21 protein-coding genes, 1 tRNA gene and 1 pseudogene are annotated in these 22,170 nt (G+C 54.7%); 16 read left to right on the top strand and 7 right to left on the bottom strand.

Translation table 11 applies throughout. The annotated features are described in order from the left end of the window. The first annotated feature begins 16 nt into the window (after positions 1-16). The 7 genes from MME58_RS04470 to MME58_RS04440 all read left to right on the top strand — a co-directional run bounded on the left by MME58_RS04470 (position 17) and on the right by MME58_RS04440 (position 4,927). Positions 17-93 (top strand) — tRNA-Met (locus tag MME58_RS04470). A 166-nt stretch (positions 94-259) separates the two neighbouring features. Beyond that, positions 260-1,507 carry a tyrosine-type recombinase/integrase gene (locus MME58_RS04465; protein ID WP_055006084.1) on the top strand — a complete coding sequence of 416 codons (1,248 nt, stop codon included), beginning with the start codon at positions 260-262 and terminating at the stop codon, positions 1,505-1,507. Between the two features lie 90 nt (positions 1,508-1,597). After that, positions 1,598-2,308 (top strand): hypothetical protein, encoded by a 711-nt coding sequence (locus MME58_RS04460; protein ID WP_055006083.1) that lies wholly within the window; start codon positions 1,598-1,600, stop codon positions 2,306-2,308. 50 nt (positions 2,309-2,358) lie between these two features. Further along, positions 2,359-3,521 (top strand): IS3 family transposase gene (locus MME58_RS04455; RefSeq protein WP_103715205.1). Its coding sequence is split into 2 segments (ribosomal slippage): positions 2,359-2,614 and positions 2,614-3,521, totalling 1,164 coding nucleotides; the frame shifts between segments, so codons are not numbered across the junction. Between the two features lie 387 nt (positions 3,522-3,908). After that, complete coding sequence (locus MME58_RS04450) at positions 3,909-4,175, top strand: helix-turn-helix transcriptional regulator (RefSeq protein WP_055006525.1); 267 nt, start codon at positions 3,909-3,911, stop codon at positions 4,173-4,175. Then, positions 4,176-4,472 (top strand): helix-turn-helix domain-containing protein, encoded by a 297-nt coding sequence (locus tag MME58_RS04445; RefSeq protein ID WP_055006524.1) that lies wholly within the window; start codon positions 4,176-4,178, stop codon positions 4,470-4,472. It begins immediately after the preceding gene. Between the two features lie 299 nt (positions 4,473-4,771). Beyond that, a complete protein-coding gene (locus MME58_RS04440) occupies positions 4,772-4,927 on the top strand; it encodes a hypothetical protein (RefSeq protein WP_162838978.1) in 156 nt (51 codons plus the stop codon). A gap of 1,118 nt (positions 4,928-6,045) precedes the next feature. Here the strand turns inward: MME58_RS04440 and MME58_RS04430 are convergent. Together MME58_RS04430 and MME58_RS04425 are read right to left on the bottom strand one after the other, a co-directional pair. Continuing rightward, complete coding sequence (locus MME58_RS04430; protein ID WP_055006521.1) at positions 6,046-6,363, bottom strand: hypothetical protein; 318 nt, start codon at positions 6,361-6,363, stop codon at positions 6,046-6,048. Then, a complete protein-coding gene (locus tag MME58_RS04425; RefSeq protein WP_055006520.1) occupies positions 6,360-6,566 on the bottom strand; it encodes a hypothetical protein in 207 nt (68 codons plus the stop codon). The genes MME58_RS04430 and MME58_RS04425 overlap by 4 nt, the downstream gene beginning before the upstream one ends. Positions 6,567-7,309: 743 nt before the next feature. On the opposite strand from MME58_RS04425, the gene MME58_RS04415 reads away from it, so the two are divergent. From MME58_RS04415 to MME58_RS04405, 5 genes are all read left to right on the top strand, one after another. Beyond that, positions 7,310-7,555 carry a helix-turn-helix transcriptional regulator gene (locus MME58_RS04415; protein WP_055006518.1) on the top strand — a complete coding sequence of 82 codons (246 nt, stop codon included), beginning with the start codon at positions 7,310-7,312 and terminating at the stop codon, positions 7,553-7,555. Between the two features lie 1,138 nt (positions 7,556-8,693). Further along, positions 8,694-8,828: a hypothetical protein gene (locus MME58_RS27435; RefSeq protein ID WP_277623050.1), complete on the top strand. Its 135-nt coding sequence runs from the start codon at positions 8,694-8,696 to the stop codon at positions 8,826-8,828. Beyond that, a complete protein-coding gene (locus tag MME58_RS27430; RefSeq protein WP_267898493.1) occupies positions 8,828-8,956 on the top strand; it encodes a hypothetical protein in 129 nt (42 codons plus the stop codon). The genes MME58_RS27435 and MME58_RS27430 overlap by 1 nt, the downstream gene beginning before the upstream one ends. After that, positions 8,953-9,525 carry a hypothetical protein gene (locus tag MME58_RS04410; protein ID WP_147479881.1) on the top strand — a complete coding sequence of 191 codons (573 nt, stop codon included), beginning with the start codon at positions 8,953-8,955 and terminating at the stop codon, positions 9,523-9,525. Before MME58_RS27430 ends, MME58_RS04410 begins: the two co-directional genes overlap by 4 nt. Before the next feature lie 307 nt (positions 9,526-9,832). Then, entirely contained in the window at positions 9,833-12,208 is a 2,376-nt protein-coding gene (locus MME58_RS04405) for a right-handed parallel beta-helix repeat-containing protein (protein WP_055006515.1), read from the top strand. A 131-nt stretch (positions 12,209-12,339) separates the two neighbouring features. Here the strand turns inward: MME58_RS04405 and MME58_RS04400 are convergent, their stop codons facing one another. After that, complete coding sequence (locus MME58_RS04400) at positions 12,340-13,194, bottom strand: S1 family peptidase (RefSeq protein WP_055006514.1); 855 nt, start codon at positions 13,192-13,194, stop codon at positions 12,340-12,342. Between the two features lie 161 nt (positions 13,195-13,355). On the opposite strand from MME58_RS04400, the pseudogene MME58_RS04395 reads away from it, so the two are divergent. Both MME58_RS04395 and MME58_RS04390 read left to right on the top strand, forming a co-directional pair. Next, positions 13,356-13,532 (top strand): annotated as a pseudogene (locus MME58_RS04395) (glycoside hydrolase family 19 protein); the annotation flags it as partial. A gap of 296 nt (positions 13,533-13,828) precedes the next feature. After that, complete coding sequence (locus MME58_RS04390; RefSeq protein WP_055006513.1) at positions 13,829-14,446, top strand: recombinase family protein; 618 nt, start codon at positions 13,829-13,831, stop codon at positions 14,444-14,446. Positions 14,447-14,559: 113 nt separating this feature from the next. On the opposite strand, the gene MME58_RS04385 is transcribed toward MME58_RS04390, so the two are convergent. Beyond that, positions 14,560-14,925, bottom strand: a complete 366-nt coding sequence (locus MME58_RS04385; RefSeq protein WP_233591006.1) for a hypothetical protein — start codon at positions 14,923-14,925, stop codon at positions 14,560-14,562. Between the two features lie 1,234 nt (positions 14,926-16,159). On the opposite strand from MME58_RS04385, the gene MME58_RS04380 reads away from it, so the two are divergent. Further along, complete coding sequence (locus tag MME58_RS04380; protein ID WP_080398003.1) at positions 16,160-16,489, top strand: hypothetical protein; 330 nt, start codon at positions 16,160-16,162, stop codon at positions 16,487-16,489. 411 nt (positions 16,490-16,900) lie between these two features. Here MME58_RS04380 and MME58_RS04375 read toward each other — a convergent pair whose 3' ends face one another. Continuing rightward, complete coding sequence (locus tag MME58_RS04375; RefSeq protein ID WP_055006511.1) at positions 16,901-18,985, bottom strand: hybrid sensor histidine kinase/response regulator; 2,085 nt, start codon at positions 18,983-18,985, stop codon at positions 16,901-16,903. Continuing rightward, positions 18,975-20,474, bottom strand: coding sequence for an ATPase domain-containing protein (locus MME58_RS04370; protein ID WP_082427532.1), 1,500 nt, complete (start codon positions 20,472-20,474; stop codon positions 18,975-18,977). Before MME58_RS04370 ends, MME58_RS04375 begins: the two co-directional genes overlap by 11 nt. A gap of 431 nt (positions 20,475-20,905) precedes the next feature. Between MME58_RS04370 and MME58_RS04365 the strand changes: the two genes are divergently transcribed. Next, positions 20,906-21,169: a hypothetical protein gene (locus MME58_RS04365; protein ID WP_054984481.1), complete on the top strand. Its 264-nt coding sequence runs from the start codon at positions 20,906-20,908 to the stop codon at positions 21,167-21,169. 155 nt (positions 21,170-21,324) lie between these two features. Here the strand turns inward: MME58_RS04365 and MME58_RS27730 are convergent, their stop codons facing one another. Then, the gene (locus MME58_RS27730; RefSeq protein ID WP_375233084.1) at positions 21,325-22,050 is read right to left on the bottom strand and encodes a methyl-accepting chemotaxis protein; all 726 of its coding nucleotides are present in this window, start codon (positions 22,048-22,050) and stop codon (positions 21,325-21,327) included. Positions 22,051-22,170 lie beyond the last annotated feature (120 nt).

The raw sequence follows: 22,170 nt of genomic DNA, 5'->3' as shown, positions 1-22,170 counted from the left end.
ATAATGCGCGCCACTTGGCTACATAGCTCAGTTGGTTAGAGCATAGCATTCATAATGCTGGGGTCCGGGGTTCAAGTCCCTGTGTAGCCACCAAGTACCTGTTTACAGATGTCTCCATGAGTCTCTAAACACCCCAAGAAGCCCGCCTAGTGCGGGCTTTCTTGTTTCTGGCTATCTCGTTCTGTATCCCCTCATACCTTCCCCCCGTGTATCCCTCTGTGTATCCTTGCCAAATAATTGAACCGAGGGGATACACGCTGTGAAACGCTCTGAAATCAAACGTCGCCCCCTCTCCGATACCACATTGGCCGGCCTTGAGCCTGATGCCAACGAGTACCGCGAGCTAGACGGGAGTGGCCTTTATTTCCGCGTGAAGCCTGACGGCCAAAAGTCCTGGCAACTCCGCTACAAGAAGCCCGACGGCAAATGGTCGTGGCTTGGGCTCGGGGGTTACCCCGATGTGAGCGGATCAGTAGCCAGGCAGAAAGCTGCCGAGCTGCGCACAGACGCCGCCGACGGCAAAAACCCCATCGTCACCAAGCAAGCTCGCAAAAAGGCAGATCGTGATACCGCCGGCGAAACATTCGAACCGTTAGCGCGGGAGTGGTATGCGTCTCGCCTGAACAATTGGGACGCAGGCACGGCGAAGCGGATCATCGGCGCCCTCGATCGTCATGTCTTCCCAGTTTTCGGCAGGCGTCAGTTCGCGCATATCACCTCGCTCGAATGGATGGATTTCCTGCGCGGCATGGAGCAAAAGGGAATCCTTGAGCAAATGAGCCGGGTTCGCTCCTACTGCCGCGACGTCTACGACCTGGCGAGGGTAACTGGCCGGGCCACTCATAATCCGCTTGAGGGGCTCCAGAAATACCTGCAGTCGGGCAAGCCTGAGAACTACGCCCACGTAGCGCAGGACGAGCTTCCCGGGTTGATACGCGCTATCGCCGCATATCCACACGCCCATGATGTTCGCCTCGGCCTGCGCCTCCTGAGCCTGTTCGCAGTGCGCCCCAGTGAGTTGCGCGAGGCCCGATGGACAGAGTTCGACTTAGATAAGAAAGTCTGGACAGTGCCGGCTGATCGCAAGGGCCGGAAAAAAGGACTTGAGCACCTGGTACCGCTTTCAACTCAAGCGATCGCCGCGCTTGAAGAGTTGCGTCACTACACTGGCGGCTATTCTCTCCTCTTCCCAGGACGAAGCGACCACACGAAGCCCCGAAGCGACACTGTATTTCTGATGGCACTACGACGGATGGGTTACGAAGGGCGCCAGACTGGCCACGGGTTCAGGCACATCGCGTCCACTGCCCTCAACGAAAATGGATTCGACGAGAATCACATTGAGGCTCAGCTTTCACATAAGAAGCCCGGCGTTGCCGGCGTATACAACAAGGCCAAATACCTGCCCCAACGCAAGGCGATGATGCAATGGTATAGCGACCACTTGGACGCCCTAGCGGTAGGTAACCTAGTAGAGATCAAGATGGTCCGAGACGGAGTTTCTTGATCCGCTTGACAGATATAGACTGAGATTCAGTGCTGTTCATATAGACAGGTGTTCTCTCACCAGTCTGGTAGCTAAATCGGAGTGGGTAAGATGAATAAGCTGTTCAAGCTGAAAAAATGGCTCACACTTGATGAGGCCGCAAGGCGACTTTCCAGCTCGGCCGAGGAGCCGATATCGGTAGCTGATGTCTTGCGACTCGCACTTGATGGTGAGCTGGTGTTGTCCGTCGACTTCGTAAACCATGCAAGAGCCCAGCCTTGGGTAAAAACACCCCGCGATCGCGCCAAAACATTAACTTATGACCCGAAACTGATGGGGCTAGAGGGTGAGCCTGAAGAGATTTTTGCCGGATTCGCTGTCAGCCAATACGAGCTTCTTCAACCAGTGAGTGTCGACGCCCCGGTGCGACTTCAAGGCGTATACGATTTGGCAATGTGGGGCTCTGAGGCTCTCGACGTGGAGAACATGTATCAGGAGCTTACTGACGGCCCTCTCGTGGAATTGATGAATATTGAGGGCGCATTCGTTAAGGGCGAGAACGACGAGTATTACCAAATTCTCGAGAGCTATGAGGATAACGGTTACATGCAAGGATCGAGAGCGAATCTCGAGAACATCGAGTCAAGGATCTTGCTGCAGGCCCTCAATTCCGAGGAGGCTAAAAACTTGCGAGAACGATATATGGAAAGTCGCGTATCGTTTTTAGAAAGCGCCTCCAAGAGTCGAGGTATAGACAATTATTATCCGGCTAGTGGACTGCCCTTGACCTGCAGGCTAGTGGTAAGAAATGCAGTGGTCTAATGATTCCGGACACTCATTTAGGCGAGAATATCGCCAGATAGAGGTGTCTGATGACCAAACAACGCCGTACCTTCTCTGCTGAATTCAAACGTGAGGCCGCAGGCCTCGTGCTCGATCAGGGCTATAGCCACATTGAGGCCTCCCGCTCACTAGGGGTGGTCGAGTCTGCGCTGCGTCGCTGGGTGAGCCAGCTCCAGCAGGAGCGCAATGGCGTAACGCCTCAGAGCAAAGCCCTGACGCCCGAGCAGCAGAAAATTCAGGAGCTGGAAGCGCGGATCGCTCGTCTTGAGCGGGAGAAATCCATTTTAAAAAAGGCTACCGCGCTCTTGATGTCGGAAGAACACGAGCGCTTGCGCTGATCGATCAGCTAGGTGCCCATGAGCCGATCGAATTGCTGTGCGAGGTGTTCGAGACACCTCGCTCGTGCTACTACGACCATTGCCAGCGGCGTCGGGCTCCAGACGCTGAGCGGGTTCGTTTACTCAGTCGAGTCAATGAGCTGTTCGGGCAAAGTCGAAGCGCTGCAGGCAGCCGCAGTATCGTTTCGATATTGCAGGAAGATGGCGAGCAAATTGGTCGGTTCAAGGTACGTGGCCTGATGCGGGAACTGGGATTAATCAGCAAGCAACCTGGCTCTCATGCTTATAAAAAAGCAACAGTGGAGAGGCCTGACATTCCGAACATTTTGAATCGGGAGTTCGATGTACCCGCGCCCAATCAGGTCTGGTGTGGCGACATCACCTACATCTGGGCGCAAGGAAAATGGCATTACCTGGCGGTGGTTATGGATCTTTATGCGCGTCGGGTGGTGGGCTGGGCGTTTTCAAACAAACCGGACACGGACTTGGTCATCAAGGCGCTGGACATGGCTTATGAGCAACGCGGCAAGCCTCAGGGCCTGCTGTTTCACTCAGATCAGGGCTCCCAATATGGGAGCCGACAGTTTCGCCAGCGGCTTTGGCGATACCGCATGCGCCAGAGCATGAGTCGCCGAGGTAATTGCTACGACAACTCGCCGATGGAGCGTGTATTCCGCAGCTTGAAAACCGAGTGGATACCCGCCGTGGGCTACATGACGGCCCAAGAGGCACAGCGGGATATCAGTCATTATCTGATGCATCGCTACAACTGGGTTCGGCCACACCAGTTCAATGATGGACTGGCACCCGCTCAGTACGAGAAAAACCTTAACGTCGTGTCCGGGATCAGTTGACCACTACAGAAACGAATCAATTCGGTTATTGGAAGACAGGCTGCTTGCAGAGCCTCTCTCCGATGAGCCTGACCGCGCAGACAACTTAAAGCCATCTCATTTCCTAGCAATATCGGCGTTGCTAGAGCTCCTCAAGGAGCCTGTGAAGCACCCCAGGCCGAACGGCTTGAATCAAGCGGCTGTCATTGAGTCGATCCTAGCGCGTTTTGAGTTCAGGGGATTAGGTAAGCGAACGCTGGAAGAAATCTTCTCCGTGTCGAATAAGGTTATGAAGTCATCTACCTAAAAGACTAGGCGCCGCAATTGCGATAACGCATTCCGTAATTGCGGTGCCTTAGCGTCCATACCTATACATCCTTATCCCGTCAACTATACGGGATAACCATCATGCAACCAGTTCAGGCTCCGCAATACTCAGTCAGCGTCTCGCGTAACTTCGATCCTTTCAGCACCATCATTCGTATGCCGGACGTAGAAGCCATTACCGGCCTCGCCCGGCCGACGGTCTATAAGCGCCTAAAAGACGACCCGACATTCCCCCGTCCAGTGCCGCTAAGTAACAGCAAGTCGCGAGGCTCTCCGGTGGGCTTTGTATTGGCCGAGGTCCACGCATGGGTGCGGCAGCGCATCGCGCTTCGAGGGGAGGCAGCATAAATGACAGACAAAAAAATGGCCGACCAACAGGCCAGCCACGAAATATCTCCAAGCAAGAATACCAGCATCAACGCCCAGAATGCACGCCTTGTTCCCCGGCTTAGGGAGGGATCTGCAGACACCTTTGCCATCATGCGCGAATTAAACATCTGCCGCCCAGGCGCGCGGATTTGCGATCTGCGTAAAGCGGGCTACGTCATCCACACGCAACTCATCACGCTTGAGGATGAGTGGGGTTGTAAGCATCCGAAGGTCGCGCTATACACGCTGCTGGCTGAGCCTGGAAAGGTGGCCTAATGGATGTGGGCAGTTGTTCGTCGCTTGCAATGCAGGATGATCACAGCTATCGTCATCAGGTCGCTGCAAACTCAGCGGCCAGGCTTGGCGGCCTGAACAGTACGAGGCGCAACAGCGCCACCGATTCGATTGCAGGCGCTTTTTTTGCGCCCGCAGCTTCGCATTATGGTGGGTTGCGTAGGAGCACCTTCGGGTGCGCCGGTCTCCTTGTACGCCGGTCCGCCAATCCTGCGCAACCCGCCACCCTCTTCTGCTTGGCGGCAGAACGTGGCGGTTCCTCAGTACAAGGAGCCTTACCCATGAACGCCCTCAATCCGTCTGATACACGCGCTGCCGCCCATAGAGCGATGGCCTTAGCAGCTCTCCGCGCCAACTCCTCCCTTGCTGTACGCCTGCGCCGCTATAACCACCACATGGATATCGCGCGCAGCATGGAGAGCGCCGAACGCGCCTGAGGGGCTTCTAATGGCTAAGAAAAGCAGCCTTCCCTATGACAAGGACGGCGGAGTACAGGCAATACAGCGCCGCCTTGTGAGGTCTCCCGAATATCTGGGGCTTACAGCCCAGGCGAAGGCGCTGATTCACCTCATGCATTCTTTCTGGACGCCAAGCGGCCCTATCGGCTTTGGCATACGCCAGGCTGAGCAAGAGATCCCGTGCTCGCGAAAGCTGGCCATGCGAGCCTTCGTAGAGCTCACGGAGGCAGGGTTCATTGTCATGGTCGACGAGAGTCTGTTCTGTAGCCGCGCACAGTCCAAGACCAGAACTTGGCGCCTCACCTGGATGCCTTGTTGGCGACATCGAGCCCCGACAAACGACTGGGAAAAAAGCCGAGTTTCGATTTCTACCGGTGTAAAAACGATACCTGTGAGGGTGCCACAGGTGTCGAATATGCACCATTGAAGCTGTTTTGGTGCTCCACAGGTGTCGTTTTCGATACCCGTGGAGCCATTTTGCTCATTCCACAGGTGTCGTTTTTACACCACTCCTACTACGCCATAGATACAACTATTCTCTAGGCGTAATTCCTGCCCGCCAACACTGAGGACCAGCCTGTGTCAGTGATTGATTGTGACTACCTGCCATCGCGCCCGAAAGTCGAGTTTCCGCCCGAGCTCGCACTGCTCATTGTGCGTAAAGCTGCTGCCATGGCGACGAAGTTCGAGGAGAAAGCGCTAGATCAGATGACGACTGACGCCCGGCGCGCTTTGCAGCGTGGCGTGGAGCCCCGGGTGATTGCTCGCCAGATGGGTCTTTAGGTCCGAATCGGCTCAAATGGTCTGTCTCGCTGGCCTGGCCAAGTCCCTCATTTTGAGGAAGTCCTGCCACCGTGTAAAAAACGACGCACTGTGTTGAAAGCTACACACTCGGGCTCGCTCGGGTAATTACGGGATCGGTCCAGATTTGGACGCATCTAGTTGTCTCCGCAAAGTGCTGCGATCCATCCAGTTTTGGATGCATTGAAGATGACCCAGATCTGGACCATCAAACGAAAAAGGGATGCACTCAGTTTCGAGGGCATCCCTTGATGGTGTCGTGAAACGCTACCCCGTAACAAGGTAGTGCCGCCAAACTACGAAAGTTTCGCTTTATCCTTGGTCTTGAGGGTCATCGTGGCATCCGAAGCTTGTGTAGCTACGTTATCGAGGCCGCCCATCAGCGAGCCGATGATCTCAAGCATCCATCCCACGTTGGCCACGGCATCCTCGTTCAGTCCTGTATCTTCGTTTGATGCCGCGCAGGCCAGCAGGTTGCCCAGGCCTGAAACGCCAAATGCGAGTGTCGTGAGACGTGATTCGGTCGCACTGGTAACCGCGTCGAGGCTATCAGCGTCCATTTTTGCGATGTCTTCGCGCTTGATCAGCAGGTCACACCAGTTCATGACTTTCATTGTGCGACCTCCGCTTGCAGCATCGATGCCCAGCTGATCGCGCAGTTGTAGGAGAGGATGGCCAGCGCCTGGGAGAGCACAGCCGGCGTGCGCGGATTGGAGATAGTGCCGGCCGCGAAGGCGAGCAGCTCGAGTACCACGGCCGTCTCGGCGATAATATCTTGATTTTTAACGGTATTAGTGGCATTTTGATATGATTGCATGACGTTTACCTTCAATTTTCGTCGTGTGATAGCCGGCCCGGTGGTTGCACACCGGGCTGGCACCTATTTCAGATTGGCAAAATTCTTTGCCGGTCTATTGCTTACCCTTCTCGCTGATCCACCCGGCCGCCCAACTGAGCGGGTCGAGTGAATCCATCGGCGCTAGCGGCTCGCCTTTCCGTGCCGCCCTAATCCCGTCCTTCGCTGTCTCCTCGTGAATCCATACAGCGGTGAGCTTGTATCCTGCTGCGCGCTGCCGCTCTTTGTAGTCCCGCTGCCTGGCTGCTGCTGAGCGGGGTTGCTTGGGCTGATCTGCCACTACCTGCCTCCGTTACTAGTTACGATGGATCGACGATACCGCTTCGTGACTAGTAACGCAATGGGGGGATGCAAAATAATTGCACCCCTGGACATTGGCTGATTTTCAAGCCGATCTATGGCATCCCCCAAATCTGGGGTGAGTGAGATGGCGGAAAGTTTTCCGGTATCTACCGGGATGTCGGTAGTTTCGGATTCGAGATCCAGAAGGGTGTCGTTTCAAGGAACGACACCCTTTTACGACCAGCTCGCGAAACCCATGGGGAACCGGCTGGGTTTTCCTCAAGCTGAGGGAATTGGTGTTCTGAGATGTGAGCGCATCGACCAATCCCGGCCGTCGCGCTCGGCCCTGCCCGTAATATGTCGGTGATAGTCTGAACCGAAAAAAGCCTATTAAGCGCAGCGTAGCGCGTGAGGAGCCTCATATGGAGCCCGAGATTATCCACATCCCTGAGTTAGCCAAGTTGTTGGGACGCACCGAATCATCGATCCGCAGCGCCAGGCAGGCAGGCGCTCCGTGGTTGCCACCATCGTTCAAGCAGGGCAGCCGCATTTGCTGGCGGGTCAACACAGTTCGGCAGTTCCTGCAGGAATTTGAAAACGGCTTGCACACTCCTGCGCGGCCGGGCCGAAAGCGCCAAGCTCCGTCGAAACTTCCCGGAGTGGAATAGCCCGCCGTGCCCATTCAGGGGAGCCCCATCTGTATCCGTCGAGTCGGCTGATCAAGGGCCTGAGGTCGATGTGAGCAAACCTGCTCACATCTGGATGTGGGGTCTAGCCCCCAATGGGGGATGGCTCAGATCTGAGCCATGAGTGGAGATGCTCCCCCGTTGGGGGAATACCTGCCATACCGAAACGGGAGGCCAGGTGCTGGTCCTGTCGGAGATGCCCTGAAAGTTGAGGGCATCTTTCTGTGAGCGGGTTAATCAGTTGAATGCGGGATTTTCCCAACGTCCCCCAGTGGGGAGAGTTGAAAGCCACCATCGGTGGGAAAGCCGGACAGCGTGCTGGAATAGGTGAATGAATCGTTCACCCCATCAGATCGGCGTAGCTCGTCTCAATAGGTATTCATCCTCGGATTGAGGGTGGACAACATCATCCGCGCCACGAAATGGCCTGCTCGTATTTCGTGGCGCGGAACAACTCTCTCCCATTAGGGCGGCCGTTGCCCAACCTCAATCTGAGGCTGGGCCGCTGAGCTGAAAATTTAGCTCTGTATCACTTTGAGTATCCTCGCCTTACTGCAACAAAATCTCTCTCCAAGGCTTTACCGTTCATCCGCTTTTAAAGGGTCTTTCCGTCCAGTTCTGTCTCGTTCTGTGTATCACTCAAAGTGCACTCAAAAAGCACTGGATATACAGTCAGATCAGTTCTAATTTGGCCACGTACATCGGTACGCAGCCAATTGAGGATTGATCATGCAGGCCAACCATTCGAAGCAACGCGGCCCACAAACCAAACCCACCCGGGCAGAAGTCGTCGCTGCGTGGGCGCGACTCCGTGCGGCCGCAGAAACGGGCAGCGTCGAGGCGAGCGCGTTACTGATCGCCCTAGCAGAGGGTCGCCCCCTTCATCTGGAGGGTCGCGCCGCATGAATTACTGCAGCCGCCCCAACATAGCTGGCAACAGCACGAGCACTAAGCGAGTGCGTCGACTCACGGCCGGCGGCGAGCTCTTCGTCTTGCGCCCTACCGTACGCATTCAAGAGCTGCGCCAGGCCGGCCGCCACATCGTCACTCGCCATTCGGGCCTGGAAGATGCGCAGCGCTACTCACGCCCAAGGCTTGCGACTTATTTGGGTGGAAGACCATGACCATGTTCACCGAATCCAAGCCGCGCGAAGCTGAATATCAGTACCGCGGGGCGTTGTCTCGACTCGCTAATGCCGAGATCCAACGGCAGCAACAGCGCAAACAATTAAACAGCCGAAAGGAGCAAAAGTAATGGGTAAAAAGATTTACACCAAAGACGTTATCGACAGCACGAACCGCGACCTGCTCAAGACATCGCCGAAGCCGGAACAGAAGGCGCAGCGCACCGTAACTCTCCCCGCACCCCGGGAGAAGAAATGATGGGCACGGCTGAGACGATCCGCAAAACCCTTACCCGCCTCGCTGAGCTCTCAAACGAGATTCCAGCTGCACAAGCTGCCTGGAAAGCGTCACTCCTGGGCGAAGGCGATCCGGGCGAGCTAGCAAAGCAAAAGGATAGTCTGACCAGTGAGCAGGTAGTCGAGGCCGCGCGTCTGGAGGCTTTGGAAGAGCGCCTGCGCTCTGAACAAGAAGCAGCCGATGATTTCGAGCAGCAGCGCAACGCAAAGGCTGCAAACGCCATTGTTAGCGAGCACGCCGCATGGGTGCAGCAGCTCAAGGACAAGGCCGGCGAGTTTCTTGCCATTATCAATTCCGCGCCGAGCACCGACACGTTCTACACGCTTGCTCTGGGCGCCAGTAAACATCTGGAAGCAATCAACGTCGCGAGCGTTCCGGACTTCTATGCCGATGCCGTAAAACTCAAGCACGCGCTGGATAAGACGATTGATCGAGTTGCACGTCCGGCCCGAGTGGTTGCAAGCATCCGCAACGCCCGCATCAGCCTGCAAATGAAGACTGCAGCCAGCCCGGCGCCGGTCCTGCTATGACGCTGCGCCCTGCCGAGCGTGGCCAGGTTTGCTATCGAGCGCTCCGCGGCTTACCGCAGCTGTACCACGTCAGGCTCAAACACCAGGGCCGGACCTTAGCCGTTCTGCAGGGCTGCACCGAGCAAGAGGCGTATGAACGCGCGCTGAGGCTCGCCGAGGGGCTTTCCCTCAGTGCCAACAGCTTCGCAATCATTCCGAACTGAGGCCCTTCCCATGACGGCGGCGCCCCTTCCACACAACTTGCTTAAACCAATACACGGCCCGCTGCTGACCGGCTCCGGTCGCTTGCGCCTAAAGGAAAATCTCCATGGCTGACCAAACGCAACGACTCGAAATCGCCACTGTAAGGGCTGAGATCGGCGGCAATATCGTTTACCACTTTGCCAACGATCCAGCAGCCAACAGTCCGATCCCTACCGACTCGGGATCTATTCCGAATCTCAAGCAAGTAGTCGCCCAGATCCAGGAAGACGGCGCCGAGAAGATCAGCATCGCCACCACTATTTACCAAAGCCCTGCTGCTGGCCTTGCCGCCACCGCCGCTGATGGCATCTTCCTAGTGCAGTCGGCAGATGCTGACACCATTTACACCGTATGGAAGAACCAGGCCGGCGCCGCGGTGAACACCGGCAAGAAAGCTATGTCGTCGCAGGCAGTGCAGACCGCGCTCGACGCATCAAACGAAGCTGCGCAGGCCGCAGAAAATGCGGCTGATATCGCTACTGCGCGCACGGCTGGATTTCTTGGCTCCGCGTCAGAGCCCCCCACCGTCCGCGATAACGGCCTGCCTCTTCAATTTGGCGACCGATATTTCAACACCAATGATCAGGCCGAATACATTTACAAGTCTGGAGGCTGGCTGATCAACGACAGCCAGGAGGCTGTAGACAACTTTCAGAACCGAACTGACCCGCAGAAAGGTGCATCGCTTCTGGGGTGGGATGGCGGGAGCGTCGGCGAGCAACTCAACCTTAGCAAGAACGTGCCCAGCTACAACGCATTGCGCGCCTACAGCGGTCCTCTGACGAAGTTCAGGATCGTCGCCGACGGCATGGAGGGATCTTTTGTAAAGAAGGCCTTCGCCAGCGGTGACGTAGACAATGGTGGGACACTACTCGTCTCTACCAGTGGCGCCTACTCGTTTCACCGCGTCGTGTCCGGAAAGATCAGCTCCCGGTGGTTTGGTGCTGTGCTGGACGGGATTACAGACGACTCCAGCGCCATCCAGGCCGCGATCAACGCGGCCCCTGCTGGCTCAACGGTGGAGATAGCGCCGAGCGCCGCCGGCTGCGTTGCCAGCGGCCTGGTGGTGAACAAGAAGGTTCACATCGTCGCGGACGAAGGAGCGCTCAAGCAAAAGGCGGCAACTGACGCTCCCTTCATTACCTTTCTAGGAGTTACTGGTTTCAGGGCCAAGGGCTTGAGGATTGACGGCAACAGGGCAAACCAGTTATCTCAGGTTTCGGGAATTGAGATTAAAGGATGCTCGGGATTCCAGCTTAATGATGTTGAGGTGTTTGATGCAAAATACTGTGGTGTTCTAGTGGAGGCCAATACAGATGTCCATCCAAGTAAGTCGTACTTAAGAAACGTCAAATGTCCAGGCTCTGGATATTCAGGAATCCTTATTTACGAGGGCACCAGACTTGACATAATTAACTGCTCCGGCACAAATAACGATGGTTTTGGTCTTGCCTACGATGGAACAAAGGAAGAGTCTGGAAGCGATATTAATATCAGTGGCGGAGATTACGACCACAACGGATACAGCGGCATCCTTTTCCCCTACTTAAACTATACGACTCTGAAAGGACGTTGTGGAAAAGTCAGGATTTCCAACGTTAGTGCCTGTTATAATGGGCAGAATGGCATTACCTTGCAGGGCAAGGATAAACAGATAATTGGATCTACTATCAATAATAATGGATTGTCAGGAGTTCTTGTCAACGGTCAGCAGTGTACTGTTAACTCCAATGAGCTGAAATTCAACGGCAGTGTCGGTGTTGACTGGGGGGATTGCGAAGACATCACATGCGTCGGTAATCAGGCTATTGGAAACGGCGATATGGGCATTGAGGTAAACTCCTGCTTGAGGGGAGTCGTAAGCGGTAATACTGTCAATGGCAACAACACAAAGGTCAACATCCTCAAAGCTGGAATCGTCCTCCAGCTTGGTGCGGGCGGCTACCCATTTACAGGCCCAACCTCAAGCATCGCGGTAACAGGGAACTATGTAGGCCCCGGCCCAAATCAAGACTATGGCATCCTGCTCACTGCTGACACTTCGGGGTGTTATGTCGACGCCAATGTTGCCTCTAACTCTGGCGCCGTTCAGGACATACGATGCATTTCGTCATTCAACATTGTAAGGCCAGGCGCTTGTCGGGCCAGCCATATGGCATCGCCTTCTCAGATAACGGTCGCGACTGCTGCGACCGTTACTATTCCTGATGCTGCTGAAGTAGTTTTTTTGACGGGCACAGTGAATGTTTCCACAATCACTTGTGGCAACTTATATCCAGGTCGTGAGTTAACGCTGATCTTTAATAGCTCTACACCTTCGATTTTAAATACAGGTAACATACTGTCGTCAGTATCTCCGGTGGCTACATGGCGTCCGATATACCTCACCTATATCAAGTCGATTGATAAATGGGCGGTTATGGAGACAAAAACATTCTAGTTGGTATGTGATATGAAGAACTTTTTGGTGTTACCATTGCGCGCCGGGTAATCCATGGAGAGATAGCTTGCCTCTCCAAGATTGACTGAGATCAATAAATAACAGGCCACCTTATTGGGCGGCCTGAATTTTTATTTTCCGTTTTTAGATGCTCTTATCTCATCGGCTCGCTTAATTATTCCAATAACTTGGTGTTCCATGCGCATTATTTCATCTGACTTTATTACATACCCCAAGTGCATCATGTTTTTCAGTTCGAAAGTATTTGGGTTTGATAGTATAATTGCTCCTGTTGCTGTGATGGTGGGGCCTGCGTGCAATATTCCTAATAGCTTTAACCTAGCTGCTCCTGCTAGATAAGAATGTAGTTGCTTGTCATAATATCCGTCTCTGTTGTATATGAATACAGGGGAGCCTGATGAGCCTGGGAAACAAGCCATATCTATCAGGAATTCATTTTTGCCATTGTATTTTCTGCTTACATGAGAGGCGGTAATCCCCTGTCTTGCGATTGGAAAGTTATTCACTTCATCAGAGAGCCCATTAGGGCATCCTATCATTGTCACAGTTTCAATTGCGTCAAAATTTTTCCATTCTGAGTCTGACGGTATTTGTTCTTTTACTAGGTTTCTAAAGAAAATTCCATGCCCTAATCTATTGAATTCATTTATTGCATTTCCAATGAGAATAGCGCACAAATCAGTTTCCTGATCCTCATGCAAAACTAATGTCATTTCATTTAGATCTATCGTTATTCTTGCAAACGGCCTTGCCTCTGATGAATGTTGCTCAGTATGAAATATAGCCGTTATGCTTTCGCAGTCATGTACAACGTGCTTGTTAGTTATGAGTGCTGGTATCTGTCCTTTTTCATCAGAAAAATTGAAAATAAATCCCGATCCAGTGCTGGCGGCGACTCCGTTTTTGTTTGAGGTTATTTTGATTGTTGTATATAGAAGCTCTTCGCCTACTGAGAGTTTACTCATTATATATTCCTAGGTTGTTGGGTTTGCCTTTGGAAGCTAGTCCATGTATGCAGTTCGGTCAAATATCATGGCGATAATAAAATGTGACAAAACCGATCACGGAAGTGAAAGAAAATAAATACCCATCTCGCGGTTTAGCGGTTTCCATACGGAGAAAAAATATGCCCATCACCACGCAGCGGCTGCTGCATATTCTCCCGAACGCCGGAAAGAAAGCCGGCGTTTTTGCACCCGTCCTCAATACGGCGATGAGCAAGTACCAGATCGTGAGCCCGCTGCGCATCGCCGCGTTCATTGCCCAGGTCGGCCATGAATCTAGCCAGCTATGGTACAGCCGCCGTTGGCGGTTGGGATATCCACGCCAGTTGCAACAAGGCGGTCAATCGACCGTTTCACATCGTCATGGAGGGAGCGGACCAGGTCGGCGATTTCACGCGATGACATCGCGCGCGCCACCGCTGACAATGACCACATCAAAACCACGAACTATGAATGACTGCTACAACGTTCCTTTTTAGGGTATGCCTGAGCTGATACGAGCATATCTTCGCATATTAGGTCTTTTCGCTTGATATGTGACACCCAAAGTGCAACAGTATTAGTGAGACATCCAAACTGATACGGGAAGCACTTCATGTTCATCCGCGCATACCTCAGAGCATCGACCGACGAGCAGGACGCTGGCCGCGCAAGGGCATCGCTCGAGCAGTTCGCTACGGACCACAATAAGGTAATCGCCAGCGTCTACCTGGAGAATGCCAGCGGAGCGGCTGCTGACCGGCCGGAGCTGCTTCGCCTGCTCAAGGATGCGCGCAAGGGTGATGTGCTGCTGGTGGAATCAATCGACCGCCTCTCACGCCTGCCGGTGGATGACTGGCAGAAGCTCAAAGCCGCGATTGACTCCAAGGGGTTGCGCATCGTTGCACTCGATCTGCCGACCAGCCACCAGGGGATGCAGGACACGAAAGGCGATGAGTTCACCGGCCGGATGCTGGGCGCAATCAACTCGATGCTGGTGGAGATGATGGCCGCAATTGCCCGCAAGGATTATGAGCAGCGACGCGAACGCCAGGCGCAGGGGATCGAGAAGGCGAAGGCCGAGGGCAAGTATCAGGGCCGCCCGGTCGACGTCGATCTGCACAAACGCGTGAAAGAGTTGCTGAAGGCCGGACTGGGTATCCGTGCCACTGCCCGGCACGCCGACTGCTCAACTACAACTGTGATGAAAATCAAAGACTCAATCACAGCATAGCCTGGCTTTACCGCCCTTCCCTAGCATGACGCCCGACGTCAGTCGTTCGGCCGATATCAAAAAACAATGGTTTCCACATAGGTTTCCACGGAATTGCCTGGAAACCATGCTGCCTACTCGGCTGGCAGCGGTGGGGGCGAATCCCATAGCCTGAGAGCTTCAGTACTATCAGGGGAGGCAATCAATTCTCTCGCATCTTTTACCTTTGCCAAAATCTCCGATCGCTCGCGTTCTGTCAGATTGGCTGAGCGAGCAATGATGTCATCGAAGAAATCACCGACTTTTCTGCTCTCACTCCATCTGTCGATTATTTTCAGCAAACTCTTGAGTGAGTCTTGCCGGGATTTTTCGATCACCGAACGCTGTTGCTCCGCCTGGAAAATCGCGCGCGCCACCTGCCATTGCTCATGCTCCTCTTCAGCTTTTTTGTTTGCCTCAGAGACCAGCACCTTGAGATCGCTGGCAGCGGAGATCAGCAACGAGACAATCTCGTCTATTTGTTTTGAAAGCCTTAAATCATCCTATGTCCAGGTTAGAGCCCATTCCACTCGGTAGTATGGGCTGTAGGCTTTCAAGCAGAGACGGCCAGAGGGGGCAGGCAGAATGCTTTTCGTGTAAGCGGTCTTCGTCCTACGATCCCATAGACCCGGATTGAGAATTCTCGCCTCATGCACCGGCAGAGACTGTCCATCGATGTAGACCATCTCTTTCTCGACTGTCTGCTCATAAATAGTCAGTCCAATTGCAACATCGCCGATAAAAACTACTGTTGGCCTGCCTGGCGACCAAATAGTGTTGGTTTCGAATATCGAGCGTTTCAATCTACCTTGCTCGTCTGTAAGTGCTTTGCGCGTAAATCCGGTTTCCCCGCATGCCACAGAGATACGATGCTTCTGATCGCGGAAACGGGTCGCGATTTTCTGGAGTATCGTCGCAGCCCGGTGAAGAGTGGGCTCGGTGACTACCAGATCAGGGAGGTTCCGTTTCATCGGTTTGAGGTAGCCGTCACCCGCGACCCTACCGCTCGTGAACGGTTCGAGCGATCCCATCACCATCAAACGACTATCACTTAGGCCGTTCAACGCAGCATCAACGGGCGCAGCTCCCTTACTGCGGAGTAGCTGATCACCCTTCCTCCAGTCGGCAGGATCTCCAACCCTCAACTTTGGGAGAGGCGGAATACTCAGCTTTTGTCCCGAATTCTTTTTCGCCCAATAACCCCGGGGTGGACAAGGCACGTTCAGGCGGGCACAGACCCGTGACAGAAAAACCGCTGACACTCCGTACTTGGGAGCGAGAGAAAGCATGGGCGTGGCCCATACTTCGGCGTAGAGCGTATCTCTGTGAACGCGATCCTGATCCATCTCACTACCCGTGTGATTCGACGTGCGAGGCTTCAGTGATCACGCTCGCATCTTTCATACTGGTCGTCAAAAAACGCTTTCCTTCAGCCAACGCGGATCTGTCCGCCATTCCACCTGTCGGTTTGACCGTTGCTCCAGCGCGACTCCTCCAGTACGTTGGAGCTGTCGGGACTTCGTGTCTCGGCCGGCTAGCCTGGTATCCATAAAGCATGGCCGCTCGCTGCGCCAGGCTGGCCGTCATGCGATCAGCGCGTCAGCATTTGATTGACGTCTCAAGGGCACTCCCGTGAACAATACAGTCATTCCGCCGCGAATTCTGAGAGCGAACCAGGCGCATGGCTACCTAGGGATGTGCCGGGATGAATTCAACAAGACAGTACGCCCGAATGTGCGCGAATTCCCCATCGGCAAACAGGGGGTCGGATTTGACCGCTTGGAGTTGGATGCATGGGCGGACGCTTACATCGCGGCAAACTCGGTTTATAAGCGACAGCCCTCGGACACGCCGCCTTTACCGAAACCCGGAAAAAGGGCTATGGGTAGAGTCGGCGGCCAAGCACTCGCAGCAAAGCCTGATCCTCACGCGAAGTCAAAAGAGGAGTTCGACAGAGTACTCGCGATGGTTAGGGGCAAACCTGAAGCAAGCCGATCACCCAGAGACACCAAAAAGCAGGATTGACGAGATTGCCCGTCAAATGCACATGATCGAATCAGCCGTTCGTCGGTCCGATCGGTGATTGAAATCGTGCCGAACGACTGTGCAATGGGACCGAAAAACATCACAGCAGACAGCATCGTGTATCCCCATATGTATCCCTTACAAGATCAATGAAAATAATACTTAATAAATACAAATAGTTATCAACCCAGTTCAAATGACTGTGTAGCCACCAAGTACCGATCCATAGATGTCTACAGCAGTCTATGAATCCCCCCAAGAAGCCCGCCTTGTGCGGGCTTTCTTGTTTCCGGGATTCCACCCGCCCCGCCCCCTTGCCTCGCCATCGCGCATGCCTTGATGGCGGGTTCAATAAATACCTATCCGGAAAGTGGGCGCCATTTCGACCACACAGGTGTGCTGCCGAAAGGTCTATTCCAGAGCCACGCGCTCATCGACTTCCAGCATGCTGGCTACTGTGACGGCAAGCGACTCCAGGGTGAAGGGTTTTGTCAGAAGCTGCATGTAGGGACCGAGAAAGTCGGCCCTGGCCAACGCGCCCTCGGCATATCCTGTCAGAAACAGAACGGGCAGGCGCGGCCGGAATTGCTGGAGAATTTCGGCCAGTTGACGACCGTTCATGCCTGGCAAACCGACATCCGTGAGCAGCAGGTCGATCTTTTCCAGGTCGTCGAAAACCCTCAAGGCCTCTTCGCCGTCACGTGCGACGTGAACCCGGTATCCAAGCTCCTCCAGGACCTCCTGGTTGATCAGGCGCACCGAGTCGTCATCTTCGACCAGAAGAATACTCTGGCCCTGGCCTGTGCTGAACTTCGAGGAAGTGAGCGGCTGATCCGATTTGACTTCCTTATGCTCGGGCAAGCAGATGGACACGGTGGTTCCGCTCCCGACCGTGCTATCGATTGAAAGCCGTCCATTGCTTTGATTCGCAAACCCGTAAACCATTGATAGACCCAAGCCTGTGCCCTGGCCAATAGGCTTGGTCGTGAAAAAGGGCTCCGTCACCTTGTCCAGCATGTCCTTGGGGATGCCGCACCCTGTATCGCGCACCTGCACGCATACATGCCGCGAAGAGTGGTCCTGGGTTCCCTGCTCCACGCGTGTAGCAATGATCAACCCACCGCCATGCGGCATGGCATCCCGCGCGTTGATTACCAGATTGAGTAAGGCGTTCTCCAACTGGTTGGCGTCTGCAAAAATCCAGGGGTCTTCGGCGCTCAAATCGAATTTGATGATGACTTTTTCGGTGACGGTCTTCTGGAGCAGATCGGCAAGAGCATTGATGAGCTGATTGACCGAGACCGCTTTTTCATCCAGAGACTGGCGTCGGGAGAACGCAAGCAGTCTGTGAGTCAGTGAAGCGGCCCTCTGGGCAGAAATGAGCGCGGCGTCCATGAATCGCTCAACGCCCTCCAGTCGGCCTTTTGCCATCCGAAGCTTGATCAGGTCGAGCGAGCCGATCACTCCGGTCAGCATGTTATTGAAGTCATGCGCGATCCCGCCGGTCAACTGGCCTACCGCTTCCATTTTCAAGGATTGTCGCAATTGTTCTTCGGCGCGGGCTCGCTCTTCACTTTCGGCCTTGAGCTGCTCGACCGCAGCGTTCAGCTCTTGCGTTCTGGCCTCGACCTGGACCTCCAGCTCCTCATTGAACCTGCGCAAATTCAGCTCAGCCTGTTTTTCGTCGTTGATATCGACGATGACGGAGGCGGCACCAATGATGTGCTGCTTTTCGTCATACAGGGGCACAGCACTGACACGCATCCACGATTCGCGACCGCCATCCTGGCGATGATAGAAGTCCACGCCGGTTGCCGCGTCGCCCCTCAGCGCTCTGGCACCGGGAAACATGGCGGGCTCCAGGCGTTTACCCAGTGTGTCGAGCCCCACCCACCGTGCAGCGCCATCTGGATGCCTGGAAGGAATCACATCATCCGGCACATATTGGCGATACAAAGGATTGCTCACTAGCGAGGTCCCTTGGGTGTCCATGAAACACACACCAACCGGGATATTTTCAAGCAGGATCTGCAAACGGGTTCGTTCTTCGGCCAACTGAGTGAGACTCTGCCGCATCTCGAATTGACGCTCACGCGCTCGCCAGGCTGCGGCGATGGCGCTCAATAACGAGGCCGAGCTGAGCGGACGCTCCAGGACGATCACGTGCCCTGCCGACTTTGGCAGCCTGCGCCTGGCCATCTCGGTGTCCCGACCGGAACGACCCTTGTTCGACGCGAGCAGGATAATCGGGATCTCCGACCACGCCGGTTGCAGGTCCAAAGCCTTTCCGAGACTCAGCACATCCCCGGAAAGGCTTTCCTCCGTGAGTATCACCAGACCGGTACTTTCACCCAGGGCGGTCGAAAGCGAGGTCAGGTCGTGGTGAGTCTGAAGGGGATAGAGATCACCGAACAGCTTGCCGAGGCTGATTGCATCGCCCTTGAACGGCGCTACGATCAGCAGGGTTTTGCTTTCGGATAATTGCTCAGTCGTCACGCTTTCGCCCTTCCATCAGCGGAAGATCGGCCCCGAAATACTCCGGAGTACCCGTCAACACGCCGCGGAAATCAACCAGTGGCTCACCGACTCGAACACCTTTGGAGTCAATCCGAAGTTCACGAATCGCGTCCTCATGGGCGCCGGTGCGGTGTTTAAGAACAGAGACGGCCTTGCGCAGACGCCCCTGCGCCTCAAAGAAACGAATGAGGATGACAGAGTCTGCGACATAGGAAATATTCAGGTTGGTTGACATCGACCCGACCAGACCATGCTGAGGGTTGATCAGGAACGTCACGACACCCAACCGGCTCAGATATGAAAGCAGTTCATGCATCTGCAGGATCAGCTGCTGTTCCTGAGGCATCGCCGCCATGTACCCGTTAAGGCTATCGACCACGATCATGGTACTGCCCCGCTCTTCGACCTCCGAGCGAACTCGCCACGCAAATTCCCCGGGAGAAATCTCGGCAGGGTCAATTTGTTGAATGACCAACTGACCGCTCGCTATATGGCGACTCAAGTCCATGCCCATGCTGTCCGCCCGGGAGACCAGGGTAGCGATGCGCTCATCGAACTCATATATGGTGCATTTCTCACCCCGAGAGCAGGCTGCGGCCAGATAGGCCAGACAAACGGTGGTCTTTCCAGAGCCCGCAGGCCCTGTGACCAAAGTGCTGGTCCCTCTGAGCGGACCGCCGACCAGCAAATCGTCCAGCGCCTTCACCCCACTGGGAACAGGCTCGGCCTTGAACGGGACGTGGTGGGTGGCGGCGATCAACCTCGGATACACCTCCAGCCCGCCTCTGCGGATGGTGAAATCGTGAAAACCGGCAACGAAGTCAACGCCTCGCAACTTCTGCACCTGAAGTCGCCTGCGGGCTGCACCGAAATCCAGTGTCAGTCTTTCAAGCGTGATTACACCGTGGCACAGGCTATGAAGATGGTTATCTCGCTCACCCGAGGACCCCGTGAGATCGTCCACGAGTAAAACAGTGATATTGCGACCTGCAAAATACTGCTTGAGCGCCAACACCTGGCGACGATAGCGCAGGGGATCCTGAGCCAGAAGCCGCATCTCGGAAAGGCTGTCGAATACCAGTCGTCTGGGCTGAAGCTTGTCGACTCGTTGCTGGATAAGCTTGATGGTATCGCCCAGCTCCGCTTCCCATGGATGCAGGATGGACTGCTCGTACTCATCACCCAGCACTTCCTCGGTCGAGGAAAACTCGAACAGGTCAATGCCGTCCAATGACCAGCCATGTGAGTGCGCGACACTTTCCAGCTCTTCGCTGGTTTCCGAAAGTGTGATGTACAACACGGGCTCGCCAGCCCTGACACCGTCAAGCAGGAACTGAAGTCCCAGCGTGGTCTTGCCTGCCCCGGGCGTACCCTCGAGCAAATACAATCTGTTGCGAGGCAGACCACCCTTAAGGATTGAGTCAAATCCGGCATTGCCAGTCGAGACAATCGGGCGGGGTAGCGTCATTTTAGCCTCAAGGGAGAAATGCAGGAGCATGTGCAAGGCCTTGCAGTATGGGGCCACACTGAAAGCTGCGCCATCAGCAGATGAGCCCTTTCAAGAATAAATTGAACTTTACGAAGTTAACGATTACGCCTGTAGAAAAAAACAGTATTCGCAAGGGTACATTGGCCGTGCATCCGCAGCGTGGTCAGAACATTGCGCTCGAGCGCAATTGTCGGGAAGTCTTACCGATGCCCTCTCGTATCGGCATCGGCATCGGCATATCGGCGATGCACGGCCCATTGTTTTATAGCAGTGAATCGCCAGCGTGACCGCCCGAATGCTCATTCGTGGCGGTTCGCAGGTCGACGAGCTGCGCCCCCGCACTGCCTGCCTGGTCTATGCTCGAAAATGATGGCTTATGAAGGGCCAGCATTTTTCACAAGGAGCAAAGCATGCGCAAACTCGTACTCTCAATGACTGCCGCCCTCTTGCTGGCGGGTGCCGTCGCGCCCGCTGCCTTTGCAGAGAGTGAGCTGGAAAAGGGCGTCCGACACGATAACCGTGAGCTGGATAAAGGTGTTGATCATGACGCGAAGGAAGTGGACAAGGGCGTGAAACATGACGCCGACGAAGTCGACAAAGGGGCGAAGCATGACGACAAGGAACGTCACAAGGCTGACAAACATGTCGATAAAGAGGTCAAAAAAGATCTCTGACAACACGCCGCCTCCAGGCAGACTTTTTATGTCGGGCTGAGGCCGGGCAGTCAGCCAGCCCGCTAACTGCCCGACTTCTCCCCTTTGCAACACTTTCCCCCCTTCGAAGGCCGGACCTCATATAAGCGGTCCGGCCTCTGTCACTGGATGTACGGTCAGATCTTGAAACTATCGACCAGTTGCTTCAATCGCCCCGCTTGTTGCGAAAGCGCAGCACAATCCTTCAGAGTTTCATTAAGGTTGGCCACACCTTGCTGGTTAAGCGTATTGATCTGGTTGATATCGATGTTGAGTGTTTCCACAACAGCGGTCTGCTCTTCCGTTGCAGCAGCAACAGATTGATTCATGCCATCGATATCGCCAATGCGGCGCGTCACATCGCGTAAACGACTGCCCGCCTGATTGGCAACTTCGACACTTTCCTGACTCGACACCTGGCTCTCGTTCATATTGAGCACCGCATGCTGAGACCCGGTTTGCAAGCCACCGATCATCTTGTGAATCTCATCGGCCGATGTCTGCGTACGGTGAGCGAGGTTTCGCACCTCATCGGCAACCACGGCAAATCCACGCCCGGCTTCACCTGCACGGGCCGCTTCGATAGCAGCGTTAAGCGCCAGCAGGTTGGTTTGCTGCGAAATACCTTTGATGACATCCAGAATATGACCAATGTTGTCGGTACTGGCATTGAGTTGCTCGATCTGCGTGCACGAATCACTGATCTTGGCCGACAGCGTGCTCATGGCGTTGATCGTTTTTTCAACCACCACCTGACCGTCTTCAGCCTGGGTTCGGGCCTCACTGGCCTGAATCGAAGCGTCCGACGCGTTGCGGGCTATCTCCTGAGTGGCGGCGCCCAGCTCATTGATCGCGGCAGCCACGCTGTTGGTTCGGGCACTCTGCTCGTCGAAGCCGACGATTGAAGAGTTGGAGGAATTGACCACCCGCTGCGACAGGTCATGCACCTGCAGCGTTGCCGAAGAGACTTCGGCAATAGACGC

The organism is Pseudomonas syringae pv. tagetis (assembly GCF_022557255.1).
GTDB classification, from domain to species: Bacteria; Pseudomonadota; Gammaproteobacteria; order Pseudomonadales; family Pseudomonadaceae; genus Aquipseudomonas; species Aquipseudomonas caricapapayae.
The sequence above is the reverse complement of the archived record's forward strand: the minus strand, read 5'-3'. Positions and strand labels throughout refer to the sequence as shown.